The organism is Kitasatospora sp. NPDC001225 (assembly GCF_053597855.1).
Genome location: NZ_JBSFJC010000016.1, coordinates 20,078 through 44,055, shown reverse-complemented (window position 1 = coordinate 44,055; position 23,978 = coordinate 20,078). Strand labels below are relative to the sequence as shown.

Below are 23,978 nucleotides of genomic sequence, written 5' to 3'. Positions count from 1 at the left end.
GCCGGTGCGGGTCTGGTGGGCGAGCGCCTCGGCGGTGGCTCGGCCGTCAGGCGGCGAAGGCGGCGAGGAGCTTGTCGGTGAGGCGGTCGAGGTAGTCGGGGGCGGTCGCCGTGTGGACGACGGCGAGGCGCCAGTACAGCGGGCCGGCGAGGAGGTCGAGGGCGAGTTCGCGGTCGAGGTCGGCGGGGAGTTCGCCGCGGTCGACCGCTCGTTCCAGCAGGTCGGTGGCCTTGCTGCGGCGGGGGTCGCGGACGGCGGTCAGTAGCACCTGTGCGAGTTCGGGGGTGCGGACGGCTTCGGCGAGCAGGTCGGGGATGATCTTCGCCGGGAGCGGGTGGCGCAGCGCGTCCGCGGTCGCGGTGAGGAAGGCGAGGACGTCGCCGCGCAGGGTGCCGGTGTCCTTGATCTCGGAGGCGTCCACGGCCACGGCGCGGATCAGGGCGACGGTCATGTCGAGCTTGGACGGCCAGCGGCGGTAGATGGCGGCCTTGCCCGCACCGGCCCGCCTGGCGACCGTCTCCAGGGAGAGCCGGGCGTAGCCGACGGCCGCCAGTTCCTCGAAGAAGGCGGCCACGATCGCCTCGGTCACGGAGTCCTGGAGCACCGGCCCGCCGGGCGTCCGGCGTGCGGGGGGCGTGGCGGCGTCGGGGGCGGCGGAGGCCGGCCGGGGCGCGGGGGTGCTGGGCATGCACCGAACCTACATCAGGCGGAACGCTTGCGTCTCGACTGGGTGAGGGCTAGCGTCATAGACGAGACGGAACGGTTCCGTCTCGCCAAGAGCCCGGGAGTGCACCATGCGATTCCTCTTCGAGGACGAGTCGTTCTCCTTCGAGACGCTCAGGGCGGCCGGATTCGCCGACTACGGCGGCGCCGACCTGGGCGAGGTCGTGGCCACCGCCCGGAACATCGGCGAGGGCGACGAGGAGGCCTGGCTGCGCGAGTGGAAGGCCACCGCGGAGCGCGTCCACGGCATCGGCAGCCGTGCCCTGGCGGCCGGGCACCGGGTCAGCGCCCGCGAGGCCCTGCTGCGCGCGTCGAACTACTACCGCACCGCCGAGTTCTACCGCCGCGACGACCCCGCGAACGACCCCGAGGCCAAGGGCCTGTCCGCCCTCTCCCGGGAGACCTTCGCCGCCGCGGCGGCCCTGATGGACGCCCCCGTCGAGGCCGTGGCCATTCCCTACGAGGGCACGCACCTGCCCGGCTACCTGTTCCTCGTCGACGACTCCGGCGCCCGGCGCCCCACCGTCCTGTTCACCAGCGGCTTCGACTCGACGCTGGAGGAGGCGTACTTCGCCGTCGCCGCGGCCGCGCTGCGCCGGGGCTACAACGTCCTCGCCTACGACGGGCCGGGCCAGGGTGCGGTGCTGCGCGAGCAGCAGCTGGTCTTCCGGCCGGACTGGGAGGCCGTGGTGACCCCGGTGGTCGACTACGCGCTGACCCGCCCCGAGATCGCCGCCGACGGGCTGGTGCTGTTCGGGTACAGCCTCGGCGGCTACCTGGCCGCCCGCGCCGCCGCCCACGAACACCGCCTGGCCGCCCTGGTGTTGGACGACGGCCTCTACAACTACCGGGAGGCCCACGACCGGTTCCTGCCGCCGTTCCTGCGCGAGTGGATCGAGGCCGGCCGGGATGACCTCGTGGAGCCCGTCATGGGCCTGTTCATGCAGGTGAGCACCCAGGTGCGCTGGGCGCTGCGCAACGGGGTGTGGACGTTCGGTGCCGCGTCGGTGGCGGACTACATCCGCCGTACCGCCGACTACACCCTCGACGGCGTCGCCCGGCTCATCGACTGCCCCACCCTCGTCCTGGACGCCGAGAACGACCAGTTCTTCCGCGGCCAGCCCCAGCGGGTCCGGGCCGCGCTGACCTGCCCGCACACGCTGGTCACCCTGCCCGAGGCCGAGGGCGCGGGCGAGCATTGCCACATGGGCGCCATGTTCCGCTTCCACCAGGTGGCCTTCGACTGGCTGGACACCACCCTGGCCGGGGCCGCCCGGCCCGCGAGCTGACGGGGGTCGGGCCGGAGGGTGTCACCGCTGGTGGGCGCCCGGGGAGGGAAGGCGGGTGGCGGTGTGCCCGGTCGCCCACGAACCGCGCGGGCGGTAGCGTCACCCTTGGTCGCCAGGGCGTTACGGTGCGCGCCCGGTGGAGGGCGCAGGCCGGGCCCTGGGGCAGGCCCGCCGTCCCTTCCGTCGACCCGACAGGAGTCGCCCCCATGGCCGTCCCCACCGACTTCGACCAGCACGCCACCGGCTACAGCCTCCCGCACGCGTACTGGCTGGCCAAGGCCGCCGAACTCGCCTACCAGGACGAGGCCGCGATCGAGGAGCAGGCCCGCGCCTGGGGCTTCGACACCGTGCGCCACCACCAGACGCGCTTCACCCCGCCGTTCCCGCTGCAGGACACCCAGGCCTACACCATGGCCGGCGACAACATGATCGTCACCGCGTTCCGCGGCACCGAGCCCGCGCAGATCCGCGACTGGCTCACCGACTCCACCACCCCGCCCTGGCCGGGCCCCGCCCGGACGGGCTACGTCCACTACGGCTTCGCCGAGGCCCTCGAATCCGTCTACCCGGACGTCGCCAAGGCCGTCTCCGACCTGCGGACCGGCGACCAGACCGTGTGGTTCACCGGCCACAGCCTCGGCGGCGCCCTCGCCATGCTCGCCGCCGCCCGGCTCGACCTGGAGGAGCCGAGCCTGGCGGCCGACGGCGTCTACACCTACGGCCAGCCCCGGACCTGCGACCGGCTGCTCGCCGCCGCGTACGACAAGGGCCTGCGCGGGCGCACCTACCGCTTCGTGCACGGCAACGACATCGTCCCCGAGCTGCCCCCGGAGCCCGCCTTCACCCACGTCGAGGCGCTGCGCCACATCGACTCCGCGGGCCGCGTCCAGGAGAAGGTCGCGCTGGTCTCCGCGCTGACCGACCGGGCCAAGGGCCTGGGCGCCGCGGCGTTCTCCCCGGACGGCGAGGGCATCCGCGACCACCTGATGCGCAGTTACCTCGCCGCGCTGGAGAAGGCCCTGGCCTGACCGGCGCGGGCTGGAGGGCTCGCGCCGGGGCGGGGGCGCACGGGACGGGCGCGGGCCCGGTGATCTTGGACGGATAGGCTGCCGTGAACTCAGGTCCTCGCGGTGAGGACGGAACTGATGAGGATCGGTGGTGTACGGACATGATGGGACCGGCGCATTCGCTGTCGGGTGCGGCCGCTTGGCTGGGGGTGGGCGCGGCGGCGGCCGGGATGGGGGAGCCGATGCCCTGGCCGGTCCTGCTCGCGGGGGCGCTGATCTGTGCGGGCGCGGCCCTGGCGCCCGACCTGGACCACAAGGCGGCGACGATATCCAGGGCGTTCGGGCCGGTGTCCCGGGCGCTCTGCGAGGTGATCGACAACCTCTCGTACGCGGTGTACAAGGCCACCCGCGGCAAGGGCGACCCGCGGCGCTCGGGCGGCCACCGGACGCTGACGCACACCTGGCTCTGGGCGGTGCTGTGCGGGGCGGGCGCGGCGGCGGTGGCCGTGTACGGCGGCCGCTGGGGCGTGCTGGTGGTGCTGTTCGTGCACATGGTGCTGGCGATCGAGGGGCTGCTGTGGCGGCACGCCCGGGTCTCCAGCGACGTCCTGGTGTGGCTGCTGGGGGCGACCAGCGCGTGGATGCTCGCGGAGGTCCTCGACAAGCCCGGCAACGGCTCGCAGTGGCTGTTCGAGGAGCCCGGGCAGCAGTACCTCTGGATCGGCCTGCCGATCGCGCTCGGCGCGCTGGTGCACTGCCTGGGCGACGCGCTGACCGTCTCGGGCTGCCCGGTGCTGTGGCCGATCCCGATCGGGCGCCGGCGCTGGTACCCGATCGGGCCGCCGAAGGGCATGCGGTTCCGGGCCGGCAGCTGGGTGGAGATCAAGGTGCTGACCCCGGTGTTCATGGGGGTCGGCGGGGTGTGCGGGGCGGGGGCGCTCGGCTTCTTCGGCAACGGCTGAGGTCGATGGCCGGGGTCGACTGCCGAGGTCAACGGCTGGTGTCGACGGCTGAGGTCGGAGGTCGTCCGGCCGGGTGAGAGTCGGGGTGCCCTCGGCTGGGTAGGCATGGCCGGTGCGGGAGGCTGGGCCTCCGGCGCCGGGGGCGTGTCCGGTACTTCTCGCAGCCGTGGGAGCGTGGCAGATGACGTCCGTACCGGGTGAGGTGGCGATCGTCACCGGTGCCGCGAGCGGGATCGGCCGGGCGGCGGCGCTGCGGCTGGCCCGGGCGGGCTGGGCGGTCGCGGCGGTCGACGTCGACGCGGCCGGTCTGGACGCGTTGGTGGAGCAGGTCCCGGGGGTGCGCCCGTACGTCTGCGACGTCACGGACTACGCGGCGGTCTCCGCCGTGGTCCGTGACGTCGGCCGCGAACTGGGCCCGCCCCGTCGGCTGGTGCACTGCGCGGCCGTCGGCGTGATGGGCCGGCTGCTCGATCGGGACCCGGCGGACACCCTGCGCCTGACGGACGTCGTGTACGGCGGCACGCTCCGTACGGTCCGGGCGGTGGTGCCGGTGATGGCGGCGCGGGGCGGGGGCCAGGTCGTGCTCTTCGGGTCCATCGCCGGCTGGGTCCCGGCGCCGATGGGCGGGGCGTACGGTGCGGCCAAGGCGGCGGTCCACTTCCTCGCCGAGACCGTCGCGGCCGAGCACCGGAAGGACCGGATCCAGGTCGTGTGCGTCTGCCCGCCCGCGGTGGAGACCCCGATGCTGGCGCGCCTTCGGACGGATACCCCCGAACTGATCGGTCAGCGCCGGGGGTTGAGCCCGGAGGAGGTGCTGGACTCGATGGACCGCGCCCTCGCGCGGGGGCGACTGTGGGCCTTCCCCGGGCGTGGCACCCACGCGATCTGGACCGCCCGGCGGCTGGCGCCCCGCGTGGTCAGCGGCATCCTGGGCCGGGTCCTGGTCGGGAAGTAGCCGGGGCGCTGGTCAGGGGGTGACCGGGTAGCGGCCGCTCAGCGGGCCGCGAGCAGGCCGTCCACCAGGGCGTCGAGGCCGTCCCGGTAGGTGTCCTGGGCGGTGAGCGGCGCCCAGCGGTCCGCGAGCCCGGCCAGGCGGGGGAGTTGCTCCGGGTCGAGGTCGGCGAAGACCTGCTGACGGTGGGTCGGGCGGTCGTCGGCGGGCCGGCGGCGGGCCGTCGACGTGCGGACCATGATCTCGCCGGCCGTGTAGTACCAGATGGCGCGGTAGCCCTGGACGGCCCGTTCCGGCGACAGGCCGCAGGCCACCAGGCCGTCGACGATCTGCTCGACGAACCAGAGCGAGTGGGCGGACATCAGGCTGTCCCCGGTCAGCACCTCCACGATCCACGGGCAGGCGGCGAGCGCCTCGTGGATGGCGGCCGCCGCGGCGACGACCCGTGCGCGCGGCTCGGCCGGGAGCGCGGTCGGTCGCAGTGTCCGCGCGGCGTAGTCGTCCAGCAGCAGGACGAGCAGCTCCTCCTTGTCGCGGACGTGGTGGTAGAGCGCCATCGGCGTGCTGCCGACCTCGGCGGCCAGACGGCGCATGGTCAGCCGCTCGACGCCCTCCTCGTCCACGATCCGGCGGGCCGCCGTGACGACCTCCTCCCGGGAGATCCGGGGAGGCCGACCGGTGGCCTTGCGCCGCGCGGCGGGCTGCGCCGCGGCGGGCCGCGCTCCGGCCGGCTTGGGGGTGGCGGGCGGCGGGGTGGAGGGCTGCTGCATGCCCCCATCATCACCCGGGACTCGACAGTGGGGATCGCCCGGGGTTACTTTCTATACATGTACAAAAACTCACGGGGACGCCCCGGCCGGGTGCTGGCGGCGGTGGCCGTCGCCCAGTTCGTCTTCGCCCTGGACATGTCGGTGGTCAACGTCGCCCTGCCCGCGATCCGGACCGACCTGGGATTCGCCCCGCTCGACCTCTCCTGGGTCGTGCACGTCTATGCGCTCACCTTCGGCGGGCTCCTGCTGCTCGGCGGCCGCGCGAGCGACCTGTACGGACGGCGCCGGCTGCTCCTGCTCGGCCTGGCCGTCTTCGGCCTCTGCTCGCTCGGCGGCGGGCTGGCCCAGGAGCCCTGGCAGCTGGTCGCCGCCCGCGCGGGGCAGGGCGTGGGCGCCGCGGCGGCCGCCCCGGCCGCGCTCGCGATGCTCACCACCACGTTCACCGAAGGGCCCGGGCGGGTGCGCGCGCTCGGCGTGTGGAGCGCGACGAACGCCGCCGGTGGCGCCCTGGGGGTGCTGGCGGGCGGGCTGCTGACCGAGTATGCGAGCTGGCGCTGGGTCATGCTGGTCAACCTGCCCGTCGTGGCGACGGCGCTCGCCCTGCTGCCCGCCGACGGCCCCGCCGAGGCGCGGCCCGTACGGCCCGTACGGCGGGAGCGGCCGGACGTGCTCGGCGCCGTCCTCGCGACCGCCGGGATCGGGCTGCTGGTGTTCGGCGTGGTCCGCACCGATGTCCGGGGGTGGGGCTCCCCGGCCACCCTGGGGACGCTCGCCGCCGCCGGCGCCCTGCTGGCCGCCTTCGCCGTCACCGAGGCCAGGACCGCCGCGCCGCTGCTCCGCCTCGGCCTGCTGCGCAGCCGCTGGGTGGCCGGTGCCAACGTGCTGGTGTTCCTGGCCGCCGCCGGGCAGTTCACCGCCTTCTACTTCGTCTCGCTCTACCTCCAGCAGGTCCTGGGCCTGGGCGCCGCCGCCACCGGCCTCGCCTTCCTGCCCTTCTCGGCCGGACTGGTCGCGGGCACCGTGTTCGCCACGCGCGTCGTCGCGCGCCGCACTCCGCGGGCCGCCCTGGTGCCCGGGGCCGTGCTGGCCGCCGCGGGCCTGGCCTGGTTCGCGCTGATCAGCCCGGACGGCGGCTTCCTCACCGACGTCCTCGGCCCGTCGCTGGTCACCAGCGTCGGCACCGGACTGGTCCTGGCCCCGGTCGCCGCCGCCGGGACCACCGGTGTGGCCGCCCGCGAGGCCGGGATGGCCTCCGGCCTGCTCAACAGCTCGCGCCAACTCGGCGGCTGCGTCGGCCTGGCGGCCCTGGCCACCATCGCCGCGCACCGCACCGGCGGCGCCACCGACCCCGTCGCCCTCAACGACGGCTACGCCACCGGACTGGCCGTCACCGCCGGGCTCTTCGTCCTCGCCGCGGTGGTGGCGGTCGCCGTGCTGCCCCGGCGGCGGCCGGAGGCGCCGGGCCTCCCCGACCCGCTCACCCCCGGAGCGGAGAGCCCCGCAGAAAGCTCCGCGCGGAACCGCGCGGAGAACCGACTGGAAGGAACCCGCTCATGACGACCACGCCGATCGAGGCCGTGGACCTGTTCTCCTCGGCCCTGCACATCCACCCCGACGGCGACGTCCGGGCCACCGGGCGGCGGATGACCGGCGGCGACGCCGGGGCCTGGCAGATCGCGACCTTCCACGTGGAGAGCGACGCCGAGGTCCACGCCGACCACTGGGAGATGCACCCCGAGGCCGAGGAGGCGGTCTGCTGCCTGGCCGGCGGCGTCCGGCTCTTCCTCCGCCCGGTCGAGCCCGGTGAGCCCGGCGAGGCCGGCGAGGCCGAGTCGGTGGTACGGCTGACGGCGGGCACCGCCGCGATCGTGCCCCGGGGCCGCTGGCACCGGTTGGAACTCGACGCCCCCAGCGACCTGATGTCGATCACCCTCCGGACGGGTACCCGGCTGGAGCCGCGCACCGAGGCGGGCTGACCGGCGTGGGCCGTGGCGGGGTGGTCCGGCACGAGCCGGACCACCCTGGCGTGTCCGCCAACACCCCTTGTCAACAAGGGGATTGACGTCAGGCCGAGGGTGCGGCGGAGCCGGCGATCCGCGCCAGCAGGGCGGCGAGCTCCCCGGGCATGGACAGGAACGGGGAGTGGCTGCTGGGCAGCCGGTGGACGGTGTCGGCGCGGGCGGCGAGCCGGTGCTGCTGAGACAGGTCGAGGGCCTGGTCCTGGTCGCAGACGACGTAGCTGGAGGGCACCGTGCGCCAGCCCGCCGTGGTCACCGGCTCGGTGAAGGACCGGACGCTCTGCGGGCTCAGCCGGGCCACCGCGCGGTCGGCGACGTCGGCGGGCACGTCGGCGTAGTACTCCTGGCGGGCGTGGGCGGCGTCCGGCGGGGTGTGGCCCGTGTCGTCCTCCGGTGAGGGAATCCCCAGGAAGGAGAACGTGCTCTCGCCCACGTCCAGTTGGAAGGCGGAGACGTACACCGCCCGCACCACGTTGGCGGCGCCCGCGACGGCCTCGGTGGCGGGGGCGCCGCCGTAGGAGTGGGCGACCGTCACCACCGGGCCGTCGATCCGCCGCAGGTGGTCGCGGATCACGGCGGCGTCCTCCAGCAGGCCCGCCGACCGGGCGCCGTCGGGGTGGGCGGCGGAGCTCGGCAGGTCCACGGCGTGGGAGCGCCAGCCGTCGGCGGCGAGGGCGGCGCGCAGGGGGTCCCAGCACCAGGCGCCGTGCCAGGCGCCGTGGACCAGCAGGAAGGTGGGGCGGTCGGTGGCGGCGGTCACGGGCGGGTCCTCCGTCGTACGGGGCGCGGGCGGTGGGCCCGTCCGAGTATCCGTGGTGAACGTGACGGCGGTGTGACGCCGGGCGTGTCGCCGTCGTGCCCGGGCCGGCCGTCAGCGGCCTCCGGTGGCGACGGCGGCGGCCGCTGCCGTCCCGGTGAGGCCGTGACGCTCCGCCAGCACACCCGCCTGGAAGCGGCTGTCCGCGCCCAGGGAGCTGTAGAGGCCGGCGATGTGCCGTCGGCAGTTGCGCAGCGAGAGCCCGAGCCGGCGGGCGATGACCTCGTCCTTCAGGCCGTCGGCGAGCAGCCGCAGGATCGTCGTCCGGAGCTCGTCCGAGACGGCGCGGGCGGCGGCCGGGCCGCTGCGGAAGGCCTCGCCCTGGTGCCAGAGCGTCTCGAAGGAGTCGGCCAGGTGGGCCACCACCGACGGCTGGTCCACCAGGACGAGCCCGTCGGTCCGTCCCCGCTCCGGCAGGAAGGCGCTCTCCCGGTCGACGACCAGCAGCGGGCCGCAGCTCTCCCCGGTGGTCCGCACCTCGGCGCCGGCCCGTTCCGCGGCCCGGGCCTGGCGCTGGGTGGGCAGGTGGAAGCGCGCGGGGTGCTGGTGGACGATCCGGACCCGCAGTGCGGGGTCGGTGCGCGGCAGTTCGGCCACGACCAGGTCGGCCAGCGCCGCCGCCGTCGGGTCGCCGCCGGGGCAGCAGAGGACGACCTCCCGGCGGGCCCGCAGCAGCCGGTCGCCGACGATCGCGTGTACGGCGCCGTGGTCCGGCGGCACCTCCTCCGGCCGTACGGCGGGTGCGCCGGTCTCAGGCCGCCCGTGGACCGCCTGCGCGGCCGTCCACGACTGCTCGGCCCGCCACGACTGCCCTGCCGCGGGCCGGATCGGTGCGGGCCGGTCCTGGCGGACGGCCCAGGCGTAGAAGGCGACGGTGCCGTCGCCCGGCCCGGCGGTGGGGGTGGTGGGGGCCGGGACGGAGCCCAGTGGGGCTCCTGGTGCGTGTGGGGTGAACGCGAGGTGGACGGTTCCACGTTCTCTCATGACAGCCCTCTTGACAGCTGGTGGCGGCCGACGGTCGACGGTCGCGTCCGGCGGTCGGTCGGCCCCGGAAGCGGTTGTTCGATCGTCGTCAACGGTCGCGGCGGCCGCCAGGGGGCGAGGGGGCCAGGAAGTTGTTGGCCGACTGAGGAGGGGTGGATGAATCCGGTGAAAACGGACGCGGTCCGGTCGTCGGGGCGGGAGGCCCTGCTCGATCGCGAGACGCGGCTGGTCTACGAGTGGGCGGTGCGGCACCGGCGGGTCGAGCCCGCCGACCTGGCGCGGATCTCCGCCGACCTCGGGCTCGGCGAGGCGCGCTGCCGGGCGGCCGTCGACCGGCTGGCGGCGCTGTGCCTGCTGGTGCGGCGGCCGGGAGCCGGGCCGGGCTGCTTCGCGGCGGTCGGCCCGGAGGCGGCCGCCGCGCGGCTGACCGGACGGGAGGAGGCGCGGCTGCGCATCGCGGAGGCCGAGCTGGGCCGCCGTCAGGCCGCGCTGGCGGGGCTGCGCGCCGAGGTGGCCTCGCTGGAGCCGGTGTACCGGGCGCAGGGCGGCGGCGTGGACGGCTCGGTCCGCCTGCTGGAGGACGCCCACGCGGCCGGTTCGGCGCTCGGCTCCGTGGTGGGCGCCGCCAAGGAGGAGGTGCTGACCGTCCAGCCGGGCGGCGGGCACCCGCAGGCGGACCTGGCGGAGGCGCTGCCCCGGGACCTGGCCGCGCTGGGGCGGGGCGTCCGGCTGCGGAGCCTGTACCAGCACCCGGCCCGGTTCGACCCGCCCACCCGTTCCTACGCGGAGCTGGTCATCGCCGCGGGGGCGGAGGTCCGGACCCGCGCCGAGGTGCCGGCCCGGCTGGTCGTGGTGGACCGGACGACGGCCTTCGTGCCGGCCAGGCTCGCCACCGGAGCGGCGCTGCTGGTCCGGGAGCCGTCCCTGGTGGCGTACTTCGTCGGGCTCTTCGAGCACGAGTGGAGCCAGGCGGTCCCGTACGACACCGCGCCGAGGGCCGCCCGTACGGTGTCCCGCGAGGTCGAGGAGGTGATCGCGGTGCTGCTCGCCGCCGGGGAGAAGGACGACACGATCGCCCGGCGGCTGGGCATGTCGACCCGCACCTGCCGGCGCCACATCGCCGAGCTGCTGGCGCGTCTGGGCGCGCAGAGCCGGTTCCAGGCCGGGGCGTTGGCCGAGCGGGCCGGGCTCACCGTCCCGGCGGACGCCACCGGGCCCTGCTGAGGCCGGCCCCAACCCGGCGGGCTCGGCGGACAAGGGCCCCGGTACGACGGACGGAGGCCCGCCGGGTGGTCCCGGCGGGCCTGCGCGTCGTCGGTCGGAGGATTACTCCGCAGCCTCGACCGGGGCGCCGAACGGCAGGTGCAGGTCGGTGCTCCAGTGGCTGAACGGGACGGCCGCGTCGTCCTGGGCGGCCTCGAGCGCCTGGAGGGAGAGGATCGTCGACATCAGAGACCGGCCTCCTCGGCGACGGGCGCCTCGGCGCGGTAGTGGGCGAAGCTGCTCCAGTGGCTGTTGGGCTCGACGGCACCGGTGCCGGTCTCGCTCTGGAGGCCCTGGAGGGCCAGGATCTGGGTCATGGTCGTTCCTTTCCGTGGTGGTGCCGGCCACCGGATGGTGGCCGTGGTGGTCCCCCCGGGTCCCAGGGGCCTCGAAGCCTCAGGGCCGCGAGGCCTCAGGACCGGGGAAGTCGGTGATGCCGGGCAGCGGCACCGGGCCGAGGACGGCCTCGTGCAGCGCGACCAGGACTCCGGCGGCGCCGGTGGCCAGGTCCGCCGACAGGCGCATCGAGCGCCGGCCCGGGAAGGCGAGGTGGCCGCGATGGTTCATCACGTGCCACTCCAGCAGCCGCAGGTGGCGGTCGGCCTCGGCCCCGCGTCCGCCGCGCAGCAGGTGCAGTACCAGGCCGGCCCGGCCCTCGAACAGGCCGGCCGCCGCGATCAGGTCGGGGAGGCAGGCGCGGTCGGCGGCGGCGGTCGCCTGGGCGAACCGGCCGGGCAGCCGGCCCGCGCCGTCGGGTCGGTCCGCCCCGCTGTGCCGCGCCAGCTCGGAGATCAGCCGGGCGGTGCCGACGCCGCCCGCGGCCAGGTACGGGAGCTTGCGGCGGTGGCGGTCCTCGACCAGGAAGAGCATCCCGTCGGTGACGTCCGCCTCGTCCAGTTCGCGGCCGAGCGCCGCCTCGGCCGCCGTCAGCCAGTGCCGCTCGCCGGTGTGCCCGTACAGCCGCAGGAACAGTGCGGCCTGCCCGCTCCAGCCGTCCAGCAGGCCGCGCAGCCGGGGTGCGGGTTCGTCCCGGGCCAGCTCGTGGCCGAGGGCCAGGGCCCGGTCGGCGAGCCGCTCGCGACCGAGCACGTCGGCCAGGTCGAGCAGGCCGAGCGCGATGCCGGCCCGTCCGGAGCCGAGCCCCGGATCGGCCGGGGCCTCGGTGGCGAGCAGCCGCTCGACCAGCGCGTCGGCCTCCCGGGTCGCCCCGAGCCGGGCCAGCGTCCAGGCGATGCCGGTCAGCCCGTCGTAGAGGCCGGGCGGCAGGTCGGCCGCGGCGTTCGCGCGGGCCACCAGCCAGTCGGTGTGCTCGGGCGGGGCGGGGCGGCCGCAGGCCCGGAGCGCGTACAGGACGCCGGCCGCGCCGTAGGACAGTCCCAGGCCGCCGTGGCCCGGGCCGAACTGTTCGACGTCGCCGGGGAAGAGGCGGTCCGTCCGGTCCGGGGTGGCCATCGCCAGGATGCCCGCGGCCAGCGAGTCCAGCACCGGGCGCCAGGCCGCGGTGTCCGCCGAGGGCTCCTGGGGCCAGGCCGGACGAGCCGGCCCCGCGGCGCCGTCGGCGGACACCGGAGCGCGTTCGGTGGCGCCCGCCGGCAGTTTCCCGCCGGCCGCCCGGTGCAGCGCCTCGGCCACCTCGGCCCCGAATCCGGCGGGCACCGGGTAGCGGCGGGAGATCTCCCGGCCGGCCAGCTCGGCCTTGCCCGAGTCCAGCCCGAGCTGGATGTTCAGCGGGAGGAAGAGGTAGAGCCGCAGCGCGGCCAGCGCGTACGCGTCCACGGCGGTTCCGCGCCGGGCCTTCGGCGAGACGAAGCCGGGCGCGCCCAGCGGGGGAGCGGCGGGGTCGTCGGCGGGGAAGGCGATCTCGAAGTCGACCAGCGCGCAGCGCCCGTCCGGTCGGACCATCACGTTGTTGGGGTGCAGGTCGCCGAAGACCAGCCCGCGCTCGTGCAGCGCCGCCAGCATGCCGCCGACCTGGTCGAGCACGTCGAGCGCCCAGTCGGTGTACGCGGCCAGCTCGGCCTCGTCCGGGTCGGGGTGGGTGAGCGGGCAGGTGCGGGTGAAGACGTCCTCCAGCCGCTCGCCCTCGATGTACTCCTCGACCAGGTAGTGGTGCTCCCAGACCTGCCGGTACTCGTACAGGGCGGGCACGAAGTCCACCCCGGCCAGCGCCTCCAGCACCCGGCGCTCGCTCAGCAGCCGCTGCACCGCGTCCCGGCCGGCGTAGTCGAGCCCGGCGTGCGGGCGGGCCTCGCGCAGCACCACCTGTCGGCCGTCGCGCCGGTCGGTGGCCAGGTAGATCCCGCCGCCGTTGGAGAAGTGCAGCGCCTTGACGACCTCGAACGGGAAGTCGGCCGGGGCCTCGGCCTCACGCGCGGCGTCGGCGGCGAGCTGGGCGGAGACCAGCTCCGGCACCGGTGCCCAGTCCGGCACGGTGAAGACGGTGCCCCGGGTGTCGGGCACCAGTGCGCCGTCCGGGCCGCGCATCGCCGGGACGCGCCGGCCCCGCTCGTCGGTGCAGTGGCGTTCGACGAAGGAGCCGTAGCGCAGGTAGAGCGGGCCCTCCTGGTAGCGCAGGTCGCTCAGGACGTAGGGGCCGGGGACGCCCTTCAGCAGGGTGGACAGGTCGTCCAGCACCCGGGCCAGCCGGGTGTCGTCCTCCGGGTAGAGCGTGATCAGCTTGCCGCTGGCGCGGCGGTCGGCGTACTTGCTGTTCAGGGCGAGCACGGTGGCCCGGCCGCGCAGGAACTTCCAGGTCAGCCCGTGCTCCAGGCAGTACGCCAGGACCTGCTCGACGACCTGCTCCGCCTCGTCCGGGGTGGCCGAGACGTGCACCTTCCAGCCCTGCTCGGGGAGTCGGGCGTGCGGCGGCCGCAGGCTGATCCAGGGGCCGTGCTCGTGGCGCTCCCAGCCCGGCGGCAGCGGGGCGGTGGCGGCGGCGAAGCGGTCGTCGGCGTGCTCGGCGCGGGCGGGGTCGTCGTAGAACAGCGGGTCGGCGAAGCAGTGGCGCTCGTAGCGGTCGTCCATGGTGCCCGCCTCAGCCCGCGGTCCGCGGCCGGCACCCGGACGCGCCCGCTCCGGTGGCCGGCCGGCCGTCGGATGTCGTCGTCATGGGAGCCCCCCGGGTGCGGTCGATCCCGCCGGTTGCGGGCTGCTTCCGACCCTGCCAGCCGGGGTGGGCGGGGTCGACGGGTCCGACCCGCCACCTTCGTGCCTGGCAGTTTGCGGGCGGGTCCTGGAGGCGGCGGCTGTCCGCCCTCGCTCAGCGGTGTCCGCCGACGCCGGTGGCGGCGGCCGCGACCGGTGTGCGGTCGGGCTCCGGGCGCTGTTCGGTGTGCTGTTCGGTGCGCGGCTCGGGGGCGAGGTAGCGGCTGCGGACGGCGGCGACGATCTCGGCGCTCGCCCGCCCGTCGCCGTAGGGCGAGGGGAGCTGCGCCAGCCGTTCGCCGACGGCCTCGTCGGCGAGCAACTCCCGCAGCGCGCAGGCGAGTTCGTGGCCCGGGCGGGCGAGCCGGGCGAAGCCGGCCCGGACGGCCTCGGGGCGCTCGGTGGAGTTGCGCACCACCACGAGCGGGCGCTTGAGCACCGTGCACTCCTCCTGGACCCCGCCGGAGTCCGACACCAGCAGCCGGCAGTGCCGGGCCAGGGCGAGGAAGCCGGCGTGGTCCAGCGGTTCGATCCGGCGCAGCCGTGCGACCGGGCCGCGCAGGCCGAAGGCCTCGACGGCGGCCCTGGTCCGGGGGTGCAGCGGCAGCAGGACCGGCAGGTCCAGGGCGGCGAGCTGGTCGAGGATCTGGGCGAGCCGCGCGGCGTCGTCGGTGTTCTCGGGGCGGTGGATGGTGGCGAGCACGTAGCCGCCGGGGGTGACGGCGTGTTCGGCGACGATGCGGTGGGCCTCGGCCTCGGCGGGCAGGGTCGCCAGGGTCGCCTCGACGACGGTGTTGCCGGTGATCACCACCCGGTCGGCTTCGATCCCCTCGCGCAGCAGGTGCGCCGCCGCCGTCGCGGTGGGCGCGCAGTGCAGGTCGGCGAGCGGGGCGATCAGGCGGCGGTTGGCCTCCTCGGGCATGCCGGGGTCGAAGGAGCGCAGTCCGGCCTCGACGTGGACGACGGGTATGCCCGCGCAGTGCGCCGCGAGGGCGCCGGCGGCGGCGGTGTTGGTGTCGCCCTGGACGAGGACGGCGGCCGGCGGGCGGGCCGCGAGGTGGTCGCTCAACGCGCTGACCATCCGGCCTATTTGGCGTCCGCGCGGTTCGCCGCCGACGCCCTTCAGCAGGTGGTGCGGGCGGGGGAGGCCGTACTGGGCGAAGAACGTGGTGGTGAGGGCCGGGTCCCAGTGCTGGCCGCTCCAGACGATGCGGGCCCGCGGGCCGAGGAGGCGGGCCACTCCGGCGAGTTTGACGATCTCCGGTCGGGTTCCGAGGACCAGGGCGACGTCGGTCGAGGACATGGCGCTCCGAAGGGGGCGAGGGGGTGGGGTGGTGAAGTATCAGCAGACGATATGGGGGGATTCGTCAGAAAGATCCATAGGTGGGAACAATGTCACCCACTTGGCCGACAGGAGGCCGTCCGGGGTCCGTCCGAGGCCGCCTCGGGAGCGGAACGGGCCCGGCGGTGGTTCGTGTGCCGGTGCATCAAGACCCGCCGTACCGGGCCCACTTGGCGGCCGGTCTCGCCCACGGATACCGGTTCGCCGATGCCCCCGCGCGGCCGGTTGCGGCAAACGGGTGATTTCCACCCGAATGGGCGCGGCGCACCTATCCGATCATCCGATCGGCCCAGCAACATACGGCTCCAGATCGCAAAGATCGGGATGACTCGGACATCACGACCCGACCTCACGACCGGACCTCACGAGAGGAACCACCATGTACGGACCCATAGGCGGCGGACTCCCCCCGACGGCGGCCGGCGGCGGCGTACTGGCCTCGACCGGCTCGCCCGGCCTCGGCTTCGCGGCCGCGGCCGGCACCGCCCTGGTGCTGGTGGGAGTCGCACTGCTGCGGCGCAGCCGGCTGGCCGCCGACCGGGCCGATCGGACTGACCGGACCGACCGGAAGCGCGACGGCCGCTAGCCCGCCGGACCGCACCGCGCCGCCCGCCGCCAACCCGCCTTCCTCCCGAGGGGTGTCCCCGTGACCGCAGACGTGTACCCGCAACCCGCCCGGCCACCGGGGCCGGCCCGCCCGCCGCTGTCGCGGCCCGGCCGCGCCCCGCTGTCGGGCCGGGTGCTCGCCGGGGTGGCCGGACCGCTGCTGCTGGGCCTGGGCGGGGCCCTGGTCGCCGGTGAACGCGCCTACCGGTTCCAGGAGTTGGCCGGTGCGCGGTGGGTGGTCTCGCACGGGCTCGGCCTGCGGACCCTGCTGCTCGCCGCCCCCGACGCGCCGGTGCTGTACGCCGGCGACGCGAGCGGGTTCGGGCGCGGGATCGCCCTCACCAGCGGGTGCAGCAGCGCGCTGCTGATCGCCCCGCTGGCCCTGCTGGCCGGAGTCCTGCTGCTGTTCGGCACCCGCGGGCCGGCCCGGGTCCTGCTGGGTTTCGTCCTGGCGGCCGCGCTGGTCCTCGCCGCCAACCTGGGCCGGCTGACGCTGATCGTCGCCATGCAGTACCGGTACGGCGACGAGGGGTTCGGCTGGACGCACGTCCTGTTCGGCTCGGTGCTGATGATGGCCGCCGGCCTGATCGCGCTGCTGCTCTTCCTCCTCCTGATCACCCGAACGTCCACCCGCGACGCGGAGGCCGGTGCGCCGTGACCCTGCTCGACCTGTCCGTCTCCCTTTCCTTCGTGCTGGGGATCGGCTTCCTCGCCTACGTCACGGTGATCGTGCGCAACTTCCTGCGGGTCCGCCCGGACGCCCCGGGCGACCCGGACCGGTTCGACTGGCACTTCCTCATACCCTGCCGGGACGAGGAGGCCGTGATCGGCACCACCCTGGACTACCTCGCCGAGCACTTCCCCCGGGCACGGGTCTGGGTCGTCGACGACCACTGCGAGGACCGGACCGCCGAGGCGGTACGGGCCCGGGCCGCCGAGGGGCGGCCCGTCCACCTGGTCGACCGGCGGCTGCCGCGGGCGCGTACCGGCAAGGGCGACGCCCTGAACGCCGCCTACCGGGCGCTCGAAGCCCGGCTGCCGGAGGGCGCCGACGCCGACCGGGTCGTCCTGATCGTCCTGGACGCCGACGGACGGCCCTCCCCGGGCATGCTGGACACCTTCGCCGGAGCCTCCTGCTTCGGCGACCCGGCCATCGGCGCCGTCCAGGTCGAGGTCCGGATGTCCAACCGCGACGTGGCCGTGCCGCTGCCCCACCGGGGGCGCCTGGCCAACCGCTTCGCCCGGCTGCTGGCCCGGCTCCAGGACATCGAGTTCCGCGGGCCGATCTCCGCCATCCAGATCACCCGCCGGCTCACCCGGACCGTCAACGTGGGCGGCAACGGCCAGGCCAACCGGCTCAGCGCGCTGCGCTCGATCGACCGGGGCGGCAGCGGCGGGCCGTGGGGCCGGGCGCTGCTGGAGGACTTCGAGCTCGGGCTGCGGATGATGCTGGCCGGCTGGCGCAACGGCTACACCACGACCGCCTGGGTGGACCAGGAAGCCCTGTGGAACGTACGGCAGTTGATCACCCAGCGGGTCCGCTGGGCGCAGGGCTCGATGCAGTGCGCGCCGTACCTGCGCCGGGTCTGGAGCTCCCGGGAGTTCACCACGGCGGGCTTCCTGGAAGTCCTCTACTTCATGGTCCAGCCCTGGCTCCAGGTCGTCGGCCTGGTGGTCTACGCGGTGCCGATCGCCGCCTTCGGCTACAACGCGGTCTTCTACCCCGAGTTCGTGCTCGCCTTCCTCCGCCAGGGCGGCGCCGTGCTGATCGCGCTCTACCTGGTCGTCGGGGTCGCCGAGTTCGCCCTCTGGGGCCCGCTGTACCGGCGCCGCGGCGAACCGGGGATCAGCCGCCGGGCCGCGCTCGGCTACGGCCTGGCGCTCGCGGTCTACGCCGCCACCACCTACCTCGTCGCGGTCCGCGCCTTCTGGCGGATCGTGCGGGGCAAGGGCTCCTGGCAGAAGACGACCCGTACGGCCGAGCCGCCGCCGGGTCAGGCCCCCGCGCCCGCCGCCCAGGAGATCGCCACCGTCTGAGCGGCCGAGACTTCTCCCCGGCCGGTCGGCGGAGTCGACGCACCACCCCCTTCCTGCCCCCTCCGTACGGCGGACACCTCCGTCCGCCGTGCCCCCGTCCGAAAGGCCCACCCGTGCGCACTCGTACCCGCAACCGTGTCCTCGCCGGAACCGCCCTCGCCGTCGGCGCCCTGTCCGTGGCGTCCCCGGCGTACGCCGCGCTGCCCGCCCCGGCGGCCGACGCCTACGTCGTCTCCACGGAGGCGTTGGGCGGGATGGTCGCCGTCGCGCCGTCGCCGGAGTCGACGTACCCGTCCGGCGGCACCCGGACCCTGGTCGGCCTCACCGTCGGGCCGGTCGCCACCACCTCCGTGCTCACCGCGAACACCGCCGGGAACCCGGTCGACGGCACCGCCTCGGCCTCCGCGACGGTCGACAAGCTCGGGCTCGACCTCGGTGTCGCCTCGGTCTCCCTGACCGGCGTCGACTCGACCTGCGCCGCCACCCCCACCGGGGCCACCGGCAGCGGCCTGATCGCGGGCGGGTCGATCAGCGTCGCCGGCATCCCGACCAACCTCCAGGCCAACGCCCCCGCCAACACCAGGGTCAGCATCCCGCTGGTCGGCTCGATCGTCCTCAACGAGCAGACCACCGACGCCAACGGCGTCCTCACCGTCAACGCCGTCCACCTCACCCTGCTGCCGTCGCTGAACGGCGCCAACCTGGTCATCGGGCACGCCCGGTGCGGCGGCGCCGAGCCCGCCGCCGCCGTGCCGATGATCAACCCGTCCGTCGCGGGGACGAGCGGCGGGGCGGTGCTCGCCGGCGTCCTGGCCACCGTCTACGTCCGCCGCCGCAACGCCCGGTCCGCCGTGTCGGCCGTCTGACGGGAGGCAGGGCGGCCGGCCCGGAGCAGGGGCCGGCCGCCCGCCGCCCACCGCGGTCAACCCGGCTTCCGGCACCTCGCCCTGACGTGTGAGCCGCTGCCGCCGGGTGACGGGAAGGCCCGTCCCACCACCACCGGACCGCTCAGGCCGGTCCGCCCCGGCCCTTCCGTACCCGGCACCGCGGGGTGCCTGGGGCCGGAGCCGTCGGACCCGGTCCGACCGCTCGCCTACCCTACGAACCGACCGGCCGTACCGGCCGTGGCCGCTCTAGGAGGAGTCCCGTGTCGTCCTGCGACCCCAAGTACGCTCCCGTCGGCGATGTGAGCGCGGCGCTCATGGTGATCGACTCCCGGCTCAAGTCCATCTACGACGGCAAGTCCGGGACGGACCCCGAGCACCAGCGGCTGGTCGACCAGCTCACCGCGTCCTTCGGCCCCGGCGAGGCCGAGGCGCTGGTGGAAGGCGCCTGCACGCTCGTCTACATGTACATGAACTGGCTGCGCACGGCCTTCGAGAAGCAGGAGGAGGACGTGATCGAGCACGCGGTCCCCAGCCTGGTGGCCACCATGCGGATGATGCCGAGGACCTTCAGCCCCGAGGTCATCCCCATCATGGCCGGCCTGCTCATCGCCGCCGGTACGGGCCTGAGCCCCAACCTCTGGCGCGCCCAGTACGGACCGTGGACGAAGGAGGAGATGAACCCGTTGGAGGCCATGGTGGTCCTGCTCGCGGAGTACATCAACCGGATCTCGGGCAACGGCGAGGACTTCGCCACCAGGCTGATCACCGACGTGCTGTCCCAGTTGGACTAGGAGTACCGGCCCCGAACGCGCCAGTGGCGCCGCCCTCGGTGGGGCGGCGCCACTGGTGTCCTGCTGGTGTCAGGCGGGGGTCCGAGCGGGCGTCAGCTGTGGCGGCCCGGTCGGCGGTAGGCGACGAAGCAGAGGACGCCGCCGCCGAGGAGGGCGATGGCTCCGAGCGCCGCGACCAGGGTGTCGGAGGAGGAGCCGCCGGTGTGCGGCAGCTCGCCGCTCTCCGACGCGCTCGGGGTGTGGGAGTGGGTGGGGGTCGCGGTGGCCGTCGCGCTCGGCGAGGACGTCGGTGACGGCGACGGGGACGGGGACGGGGAGTTGGACGGGGACGGCGACGGGCTCGGGCTCGGCGACGGGGAGGGGGACGGCGACGGGCTCGGCGAGGGCGAGGGCGACGGCGACGGGGAGCTGGTCTGGAGGATCACGCCCAGGTCGAGGTCGAGGTCGCGCTGCCCGCCGCTGAGGGTGACGGTCTGGGTGATGCCGGTGGTCGGGTCGCCGTCCGAGTCCTTGCTCGGGTCGGTGCCGGCGTGCTGCTTGGTGACGGTGGCGCCCTTGGGCAGGGTGGTCAGGTCGAACCGCACCGCGTAGCTGCCGTCCGGCAGGTTGTCGAACAGGTAGTGCCCGGTGGCGTCGGTCACCGTGGTGACCGGCTTGCCGTCCTTGTCCCGTACGGGCTGCCCGTTGCCGTCCAGCAGGTGCACGGTGACCCCGGGGATGCCCTCGTCACCGGGCTTCTGGATCCCGGAGCCGTCCCGGTCGTGCCAGACGAAGTCGCCCAGCGCGTTGTTGGAGGGGGCGACGCGCTTGACCGCGACGCCGACCTTGGCGGGCTCGGCCGGCAGCAGCTGGCGGCCGGAGGCGTCGGTGGCGGTGTACGCGAAGCTGTTCCAGGCGTACTCGCCCTCCGGCGCGTCGTAGGAGGCGACCATCGGCCAGGTCAGGGTGAAGGACTCGCCGGAGGCCAGGGCGCCGGGGCGGCTGAGGCGGAACCAGGTGGCCGTTCCCGGCCCGGGGAAGGTGGTGCTCCAGACCGCGGCGCTGTTGCAGCCGGTGCGGTCGACCAGCAGCGGGTTCACGCAGGGGTTGGGGTCGGTGGCGTACTCGATCACCACGGTCGGGTCGTTGCTGGTGATCGGCTGGCTGAGCGACGGGGTCCAGGCGCTGCCGCGCGGGGCGTCCTGGGTGAGCACGTAGTTGTCGCCGGGGGTGGGGAGCTTGTCGTAGGCGATGAAGTCGGTGACCGGGTCCGGGGAGTCGTTGCGGACGGTCATCCGCCAGGACGTCTGGCCGCCGGGGGTGGCGGTGCCGATGGTCATGTAGTCGGCGTCGAGGTCCCCCTTGACCTCCTTGTACGAGCGCAGCACCGCCGGCACGTCGACCTGGATCTGCGAGGAGGCGTGGCACATCAGCTCGGTGGTGTCGCCGTTGCCGTTGAGGTCGAGCACGTCGGGGGTGCTGCCGCTGTCGGAGCCGGAGTACATGCAGGCGACCGGGTGGGTGGGCTGGTCGACGGTGACGTAGACGTCGTTGGTCAGCGTGCCGGAGCGGATGCTGTCGGCGACCTGGACGTCGAAGAGCATCCGGTAGGCCATGGCGTCGTGCAGGTACGTCGAGTCGGGGGCGCCGGCCGGCCATTCCATCTTGACGAGCTGGCGCCCGTCCGGGCCCGGGGTCACGGTGATCGACGAGGGGGCCTTGGCATCGGGGTAGTCGGGGTCGGGCCGGGCCGAGCCGTCGATGTAGACCACGCCGGCGGGCAGCAGGTCGTACAGGACGAGCGGGCGGTCCAGGTCGTGGGCGCTGCGGTTGTACGGGATGACCTGGAAGGTGGCCTTGCCGCCGGGGGCGGACAGCTCGCCGGCCACGGTGGTCTTGGCGGCGCCGAGGTTGGTGGCCTGGGTGATGGTGGTCCGGGCGCAGGCGTTGGCGTTGGCGGTGGTGGTGCCGTCGGTGGCGCTGGTGTCCACGCAGTTGGTCAGCGGCTCGGGGGCGGGGCGCCCGTCGTGGCCGGGGGTGGCGACCTGGGTGACCAGCTGCACCGCGTTGCCGGGGCTCCAGCCGGTGGGGATCGGGCCGTTCCAGGTGAGCTTGAGCCCGTCCAGCCACTGCCCGGCGGGGATGCCGAGCACGTCGTTGGCCGGGTCGCCCGCGCCCTGGGCGAAGGTGAGCCGCCGTGCGGTGGAGCCGTTGAACGGCGTGCCCGGGGTGAAGGTGTGCCAGGTGGGGTCGCCGTTGAGGCGGTACTGCAGGGTCAGTTGGATGCTGGTGGGGTTCCACGGCTCCAGCTGGAGGGACTGCGGGAAGATCCAGTTGTAGACGCCGTCGGTGCTGCCGGCCCCGGGGTCGGTGATGGTGAGGCTGGTGGCCGGGCCCGCGGTGTTGGTGGCGGACAGGCTGAAGGAGTTGAGGTCGCCGTTGGTGGTGGTGTCGCGCCAGACCTTGCTGGCGGTCACCACCACGCCGGTCACCGGGGGTTGGAACGTGTTGGTGGTGACGGACGAGGTGTCCAGCTGCCGTTCGGCCTCGGTGAGCGGCGCGCCGAGCAGGTCGACGGTGTTCTCGGAGGTGGTCCCGTCCGGGAAGGAGGCCGCCGGGTAGTTGACCACCAGGACGCCCGGGTTGCGGCAGCCGCCGCGCCCGTTGCCGGACACGAACGGGCCGATGTCGTAGCCCCAGGTGTTCGGGCCGGGCGGCACCTGCGTCCAGCCCGGCGAGCGGCCGGTGTCCACCACCGCGCCGGGCGGCAGGGTGTCCAGCAGCCGGCTGGTGTCCAGGTCGACGTTGGGCACGTTGTCGGTGGCGCAGGGGGTGAACTGGTAGGTGACGGTGCGGTTGTCGCTGCTGGAGGTCTGGATGCCCTTGGTCACCGTGTACTGCGGCTGCACCTGGGCCGTGGTGTTCGCGGTGGCGGTCTGCGAGGTCTCGCCGGTGGCCGACATGGTGGCCGAGTTGGTCGAGGTGGCGCCGTTCGGGGTGGTGAAGTTCGGGTACTTCATCGTCACCGTGATGGTGGCGGTGGTGCCCGGACTGAGGTCCTTCAGCCTGATGTCCATCGTGCCGCCCGTCGCGCCCGCGGCGGGCACGGTGGAGGCGGCCACGTCGACCGAGGACGGGTCCGGCGTCCAGCCGAGGAACTGCATGTTCGACGGCAGGGTGTCGAGGATGTTCCCGCCCGTGCACTCGGTGATGGAGCAGGTGTAGCGCAGCGTGTAGGTGACGTTCTCCCCCGGGGAGACGGTCGCCTTGTCGACGCTCTTGGTGAAGGAGATCGCGGCCTGGGCCGGTGGGGCCAGCACGCTGCTGCTCAGCAGCGAGCCGGCCACCAGCGCCAGGACCGAGGCGATCCGCCCGGTCCGGAATGGAAGTCGCATAGCGGGCAGTCCAGCCGATCGCCCCGGCGCACCGGTCGGCGACACGAGGGCCGGTCGCGGCGGTTCACCTGCTCGGCGGTCACCCGCCCGGCGGCAGCGCGGCCCGGGGCGGTACGGCGTTCCGGGACGGTACGGCGTTCCGTGGGGCTTTGTGGCCGCCGGGCCGGGCCGCCCCCGCCGAGCTCCCCCCGGCGGGCGGCGCAACCGGAGCGCCGGGCGGGGCGACCCGGGTGGCTCAGCCGAACATCACACCGGTCTCCCGGGCCAGGGTATCCAGCCGGTACTGGGTGACGTGCTCGACGTTCGCCGGGTCGATCGTGCGCACGCCCTCGGCGGCGAGCCGCTCGTTGATCTCCTCCAGGTGCTCCCGGACGACCTGCTTCTCCGCCTCGGTGGTGCGGCCCTGGTGCGGCCGTCCGGCGTGCTCCAGGCCGGCGTGGTCGACCCGCTCCCGGCCGGCGGCGGGCGCCGCCCCGCGCACGGTGGTGGGCGCGGCCTCGCGCACGGGGGTGGGCGCCGTCTCGCGCGCGGCCGTCCGGGCGGCCGGGCGGGCGCCGCGCAGCACCTCGGCCATCGGCGCGGCCGAGGCCAGCCGGTCGAAGGTCGCCGCCTCCATCACCACCGTCTGCGGCTCCGCCTGGTCCGGGTGGTGCAGCTCGACGGTGACCAGGTCGAGCGCCAGCTCCCGCACGCCGCCCAACTCCCCGGCCAGCGCGTCGATCTCGACCGGACCGTCCGTCAGGTCGGGGTGCCGGAGCACCACCACCCGCACCAGGTCCGCGTCGCTCTCCGCGTGCTTGCCGGTCAGGTCCGAGAACCGGATGATCTTCTGGCCCATGTCTCCCTCTCCTGTGCCCCTGTGATCAGCCGAGAGCCTACGCCGGGATGATCATCGGCGCGCGCAAGCGGCCGGGCCCGGGGGAGCACCCCCGGGCCCGGCCTCACCTGTCGTGCATCCTGCCTTGCGTCAGTGGAGCGTCAGCGTGGTGCCGTCCCCCCCTCTCGGGTGCCG

The 23,978-nt window shown here is 74.9% G+C and carries 22 protein-coding genes; 12 read left to right on the top strand and 10 right to left on the bottom strand.

Annotated features, from left to right (window positions below; genetic code table 11):
• Positions 1-46 precede the first annotated feature (46 nt).
• Positions 47-688: a TetR-like C-terminal domain-containing protein gene (locus tag ACWDCZ_RS08045; protein ID WP_449815522.1), complete on the bottom strand. Its 642-nt coding sequence runs from the start codon at positions 686-688 to the stop codon at positions 47-49.
• Positions 689-794: 106 nt separating this feature from the next.
• Between ACWDCZ_RS08045 and ACWDCZ_RS08040 the strand changes: the two genes are divergently transcribed.
• The 4 genes from ACWDCZ_RS08040 to ACWDCZ_RS08025 all read left to right on the top strand — a co-directional run bounded on the left by ACWDCZ_RS08040 (position 795) and on the right by ACWDCZ_RS08025 (position 4,936).
• Positions 795-2,012: an alpha/beta hydrolase family protein gene (locus ACWDCZ_RS08040; protein WP_449815521.1), complete on the top strand. Its 1,218-nt coding sequence runs from the start codon at positions 795-797 to the stop codon at positions 2,010-2,012.
• Positions 2,013-2,218: 206 nt separating this feature from the next.
• Positions 2,219-3,040: a lipase family protein gene (locus ACWDCZ_RS08035; RefSeq protein ID WP_449815520.1), complete on the top strand. Its 822-nt coding sequence runs from the start codon at positions 2,219-2,221 to the stop codon at positions 3,038-3,040.
• A gap of 140 nt (positions 3,041-3,180) precedes the next feature.
• Complete coding sequence (locus ACWDCZ_RS08030; protein WP_049650939.1) at positions 3,181-3,981, top strand: metal-dependent hydrolase; 801 nt, start codon at positions 3,181-3,183, stop codon at positions 3,979-3,981.
• A 181-nt stretch (positions 3,982-4,162) separates the two neighbouring features.
• Positions 4,163-4,936: an SDR family NAD(P)-dependent oxidoreductase gene (locus ACWDCZ_RS08025; RefSeq protein WP_449815519.1), complete on the top strand. Its 774-nt coding sequence runs from the start codon at positions 4,163-4,165 to the stop codon at positions 4,934-4,936.
• Between the two features lie 38 nt (positions 4,937-4,974).
• Here ACWDCZ_RS08025 and ACWDCZ_RS08020 read toward each other — a convergent pair whose 3' ends face one another.
• The gene (locus ACWDCZ_RS08020; RefSeq protein WP_449815518.1) at positions 4,975-5,703 is read right to left on the bottom strand and encodes a TetR/AcrR family transcriptional regulator; all 729 of its coding nucleotides are present in this window, start codon (positions 5,701-5,703) and stop codon (positions 4,975-4,977) included.
• A 57-nt stretch (positions 5,704-5,760) separates the two neighbouring features.
• Here ACWDCZ_RS08020 and ACWDCZ_RS08015 point away from each other — a divergent pair, with 57 nt between their 5' ends.
• Positions 5,761-7,260: an MFS transporter gene (locus ACWDCZ_RS08015; protein ID WP_449815517.1), complete on the top strand. Its 1,500-nt coding sequence runs from the start codon at positions 5,761-5,763 to the stop codon at positions 7,258-7,260.
• Positions 7,257-7,679: a cupin gene (locus ACWDCZ_RS08010; protein ID WP_049659674.1), complete on the top strand. Its 423-nt coding sequence runs from the start codon at positions 7,257-7,259 to the stop codon at positions 7,677-7,679. Before ACWDCZ_RS08015 ends, ACWDCZ_RS08010 begins: the two co-directional genes overlap by 4 nt.
• A gap of 88 nt (positions 7,680-7,767) precedes the next feature.
• Here the strand turns inward: ACWDCZ_RS08010 and ACWDCZ_RS08005 are convergent, their stop codons facing one another.
• Both ACWDCZ_RS08005 and ACWDCZ_RS08000 read right to left on the bottom strand, forming a co-directional pair.
• Complete coding sequence (locus ACWDCZ_RS08005; RefSeq protein ID WP_449815516.1) at positions 7,768-8,481, bottom strand: alpha/beta fold hydrolase; 714 nt, start codon at positions 8,479-8,481, stop codon at positions 7,768-7,770.
• A gap of 111 nt (positions 8,482-8,592) precedes the next feature.
• Positions 8,593-9,522, bottom strand: a complete 930-nt coding sequence (locus ACWDCZ_RS08000; RefSeq protein ID WP_449815515.1) for a response regulator transcription factor — start codon at positions 9,520-9,522, stop codon at positions 8,593-8,595.
• Between the two features lie 156 nt (positions 9,523-9,678).
• Between ACWDCZ_RS08000 and ACWDCZ_RS07995 the strand changes: the two genes are divergently transcribed.
• Positions 9,679-10,746, top strand: a complete 1,068-nt coding sequence (locus ACWDCZ_RS07995) for a helix-turn-helix transcriptional regulator (RefSeq protein ID WP_387830200.1) — start codon at positions 9,679-9,681, stop codon at positions 10,744-10,746.
• A 102-nt stretch (positions 10,747-10,848) separates the two neighbouring features.
• Here the strand turns inward: ACWDCZ_RS07995 and ACWDCZ_RS07990 are convergent, their stop codons facing one another.
• From ACWDCZ_RS07990 to wecB, 4 genes are all read right to left on the bottom strand, one after another.
• Positions 10,849-10,971 (bottom strand): hypothetical protein, encoded by a 123-nt coding sequence (locus ACWDCZ_RS07990; RefSeq protein ID WP_255357467.1) that lies wholly within the window; start codon positions 10,969-10,971, stop codon positions 10,849-10,851.
• Entirely contained in the window at positions 10,971-11,102 is a 132-nt protein-coding gene (locus ACWDCZ_RS07985) for a hypothetical protein (protein ID WP_259316466.1), read from the bottom strand. Before ACWDCZ_RS07985 ends, ACWDCZ_RS07990 begins: the two co-directional genes overlap by 1 nt.
• Before the next feature lie 79 nt (positions 11,103-11,181).
• Positions 11,182-13,809 (bottom strand): class III lanthionine synthetase LanKC, encoded by a 2,628-nt coding sequence (lanKC, locus tag ACWDCZ_RS07980; protein ID WP_449815514.1) that lies wholly within the window; start codon positions 13,807-13,809, stop codon positions 11,182-11,184.
• 235 nt (positions 13,810-14,044) lie between these two features.
• Positions 14,045-15,232: a non-hydrolyzing UDP-N-acetylglucosamine 2-epimerase gene (gene wecB / locus ACWDCZ_RS07975; RefSeq protein ID WP_449815513.1), complete on the bottom strand. Its 1,188-nt coding sequence runs from the start codon at positions 15,230-15,232 to the stop codon at positions 14,045-14,047.
• 418 nt (positions 15,233-15,650) lie between these two features.
• Between wecB and ACWDCZ_RS07970 the strand changes: the two genes are divergently transcribed.
• The 5 genes from ACWDCZ_RS07970 to ACWDCZ_RS07950 all read left to right on the top strand — a co-directional run bounded on the left by ACWDCZ_RS07970 (position 15,651) and on the right by ACWDCZ_RS07950 (position 19,592).
• Entirely contained in the window at positions 15,651-15,857 is a 207-nt protein-coding gene (locus tag ACWDCZ_RS07970) for a hypothetical protein (protein ID WP_387972479.1), read from the top strand.
• Positions 15,858-15,917: 60 nt separating this feature from the next.
• Positions 15,918-16,535, top strand: coding sequence for an archaeosortase/exosortase family protein (locus ACWDCZ_RS07965; protein ID WP_387972476.1), 618 nt, complete (start codon positions 15,918-15,920; stop codon positions 16,533-16,535).
• Positions 16,532-17,914, top strand: coding sequence for a glycosyltransferase (locus tag ACWDCZ_RS07960; protein WP_449815512.1), 1,383 nt, complete (start codon positions 16,532-16,534; stop codon positions 17,912-17,914). Before ACWDCZ_RS07965 ends, ACWDCZ_RS07960 begins: the two co-directional genes overlap by 4 nt.
• A gap of 113 nt (positions 17,915-18,027) precedes the next feature.
• The gene (locus ACWDCZ_RS07955; RefSeq protein WP_449815511.1) at positions 18,028-18,780 is read left to right on the top strand and encodes a choice-of-anchor P family protein; all 753 of its coding nucleotides are present in this window, start codon (positions 18,028-18,030) and stop codon (positions 18,778-18,780) included.
• A 335-nt stretch (positions 18,781-19,115) separates the two neighbouring features.
• Positions 19,116-19,592 carry a hypothetical protein gene (locus ACWDCZ_RS07950; protein WP_117491456.1) on the top strand — a complete coding sequence of 159 codons (477 nt, stop codon included), beginning with the start codon at positions 19,116-19,118 and terminating at the stop codon, positions 19,590-19,592.
• Between the two features lie 92 nt (positions 19,593-19,684).
• Here ACWDCZ_RS07950 and ACWDCZ_RS07945 read toward each other — a convergent pair whose 3' ends face one another.
• The gene (locus ACWDCZ_RS07945) at positions 19,685-22,966 is read right to left on the bottom strand and encodes an SdrD B-like domain-containing protein (protein WP_449815510.1); all 3,282 of its coding nucleotides are present in this window, start codon (positions 22,964-22,966) and stop codon (positions 19,685-19,687) included.
• Positions 22,967-23,201: 235 nt separating this feature from the next.
• Positions 23,202-23,804 (bottom strand): hypothetical protein, encoded by a 603-nt coding sequence (locus tag ACWDCZ_RS07940; protein WP_449815509.1) that lies wholly within the window; start codon positions 23,802-23,804, stop codon positions 23,202-23,204.
• Positions 23,805-23,978: the final 174 nt, after the last annotated feature.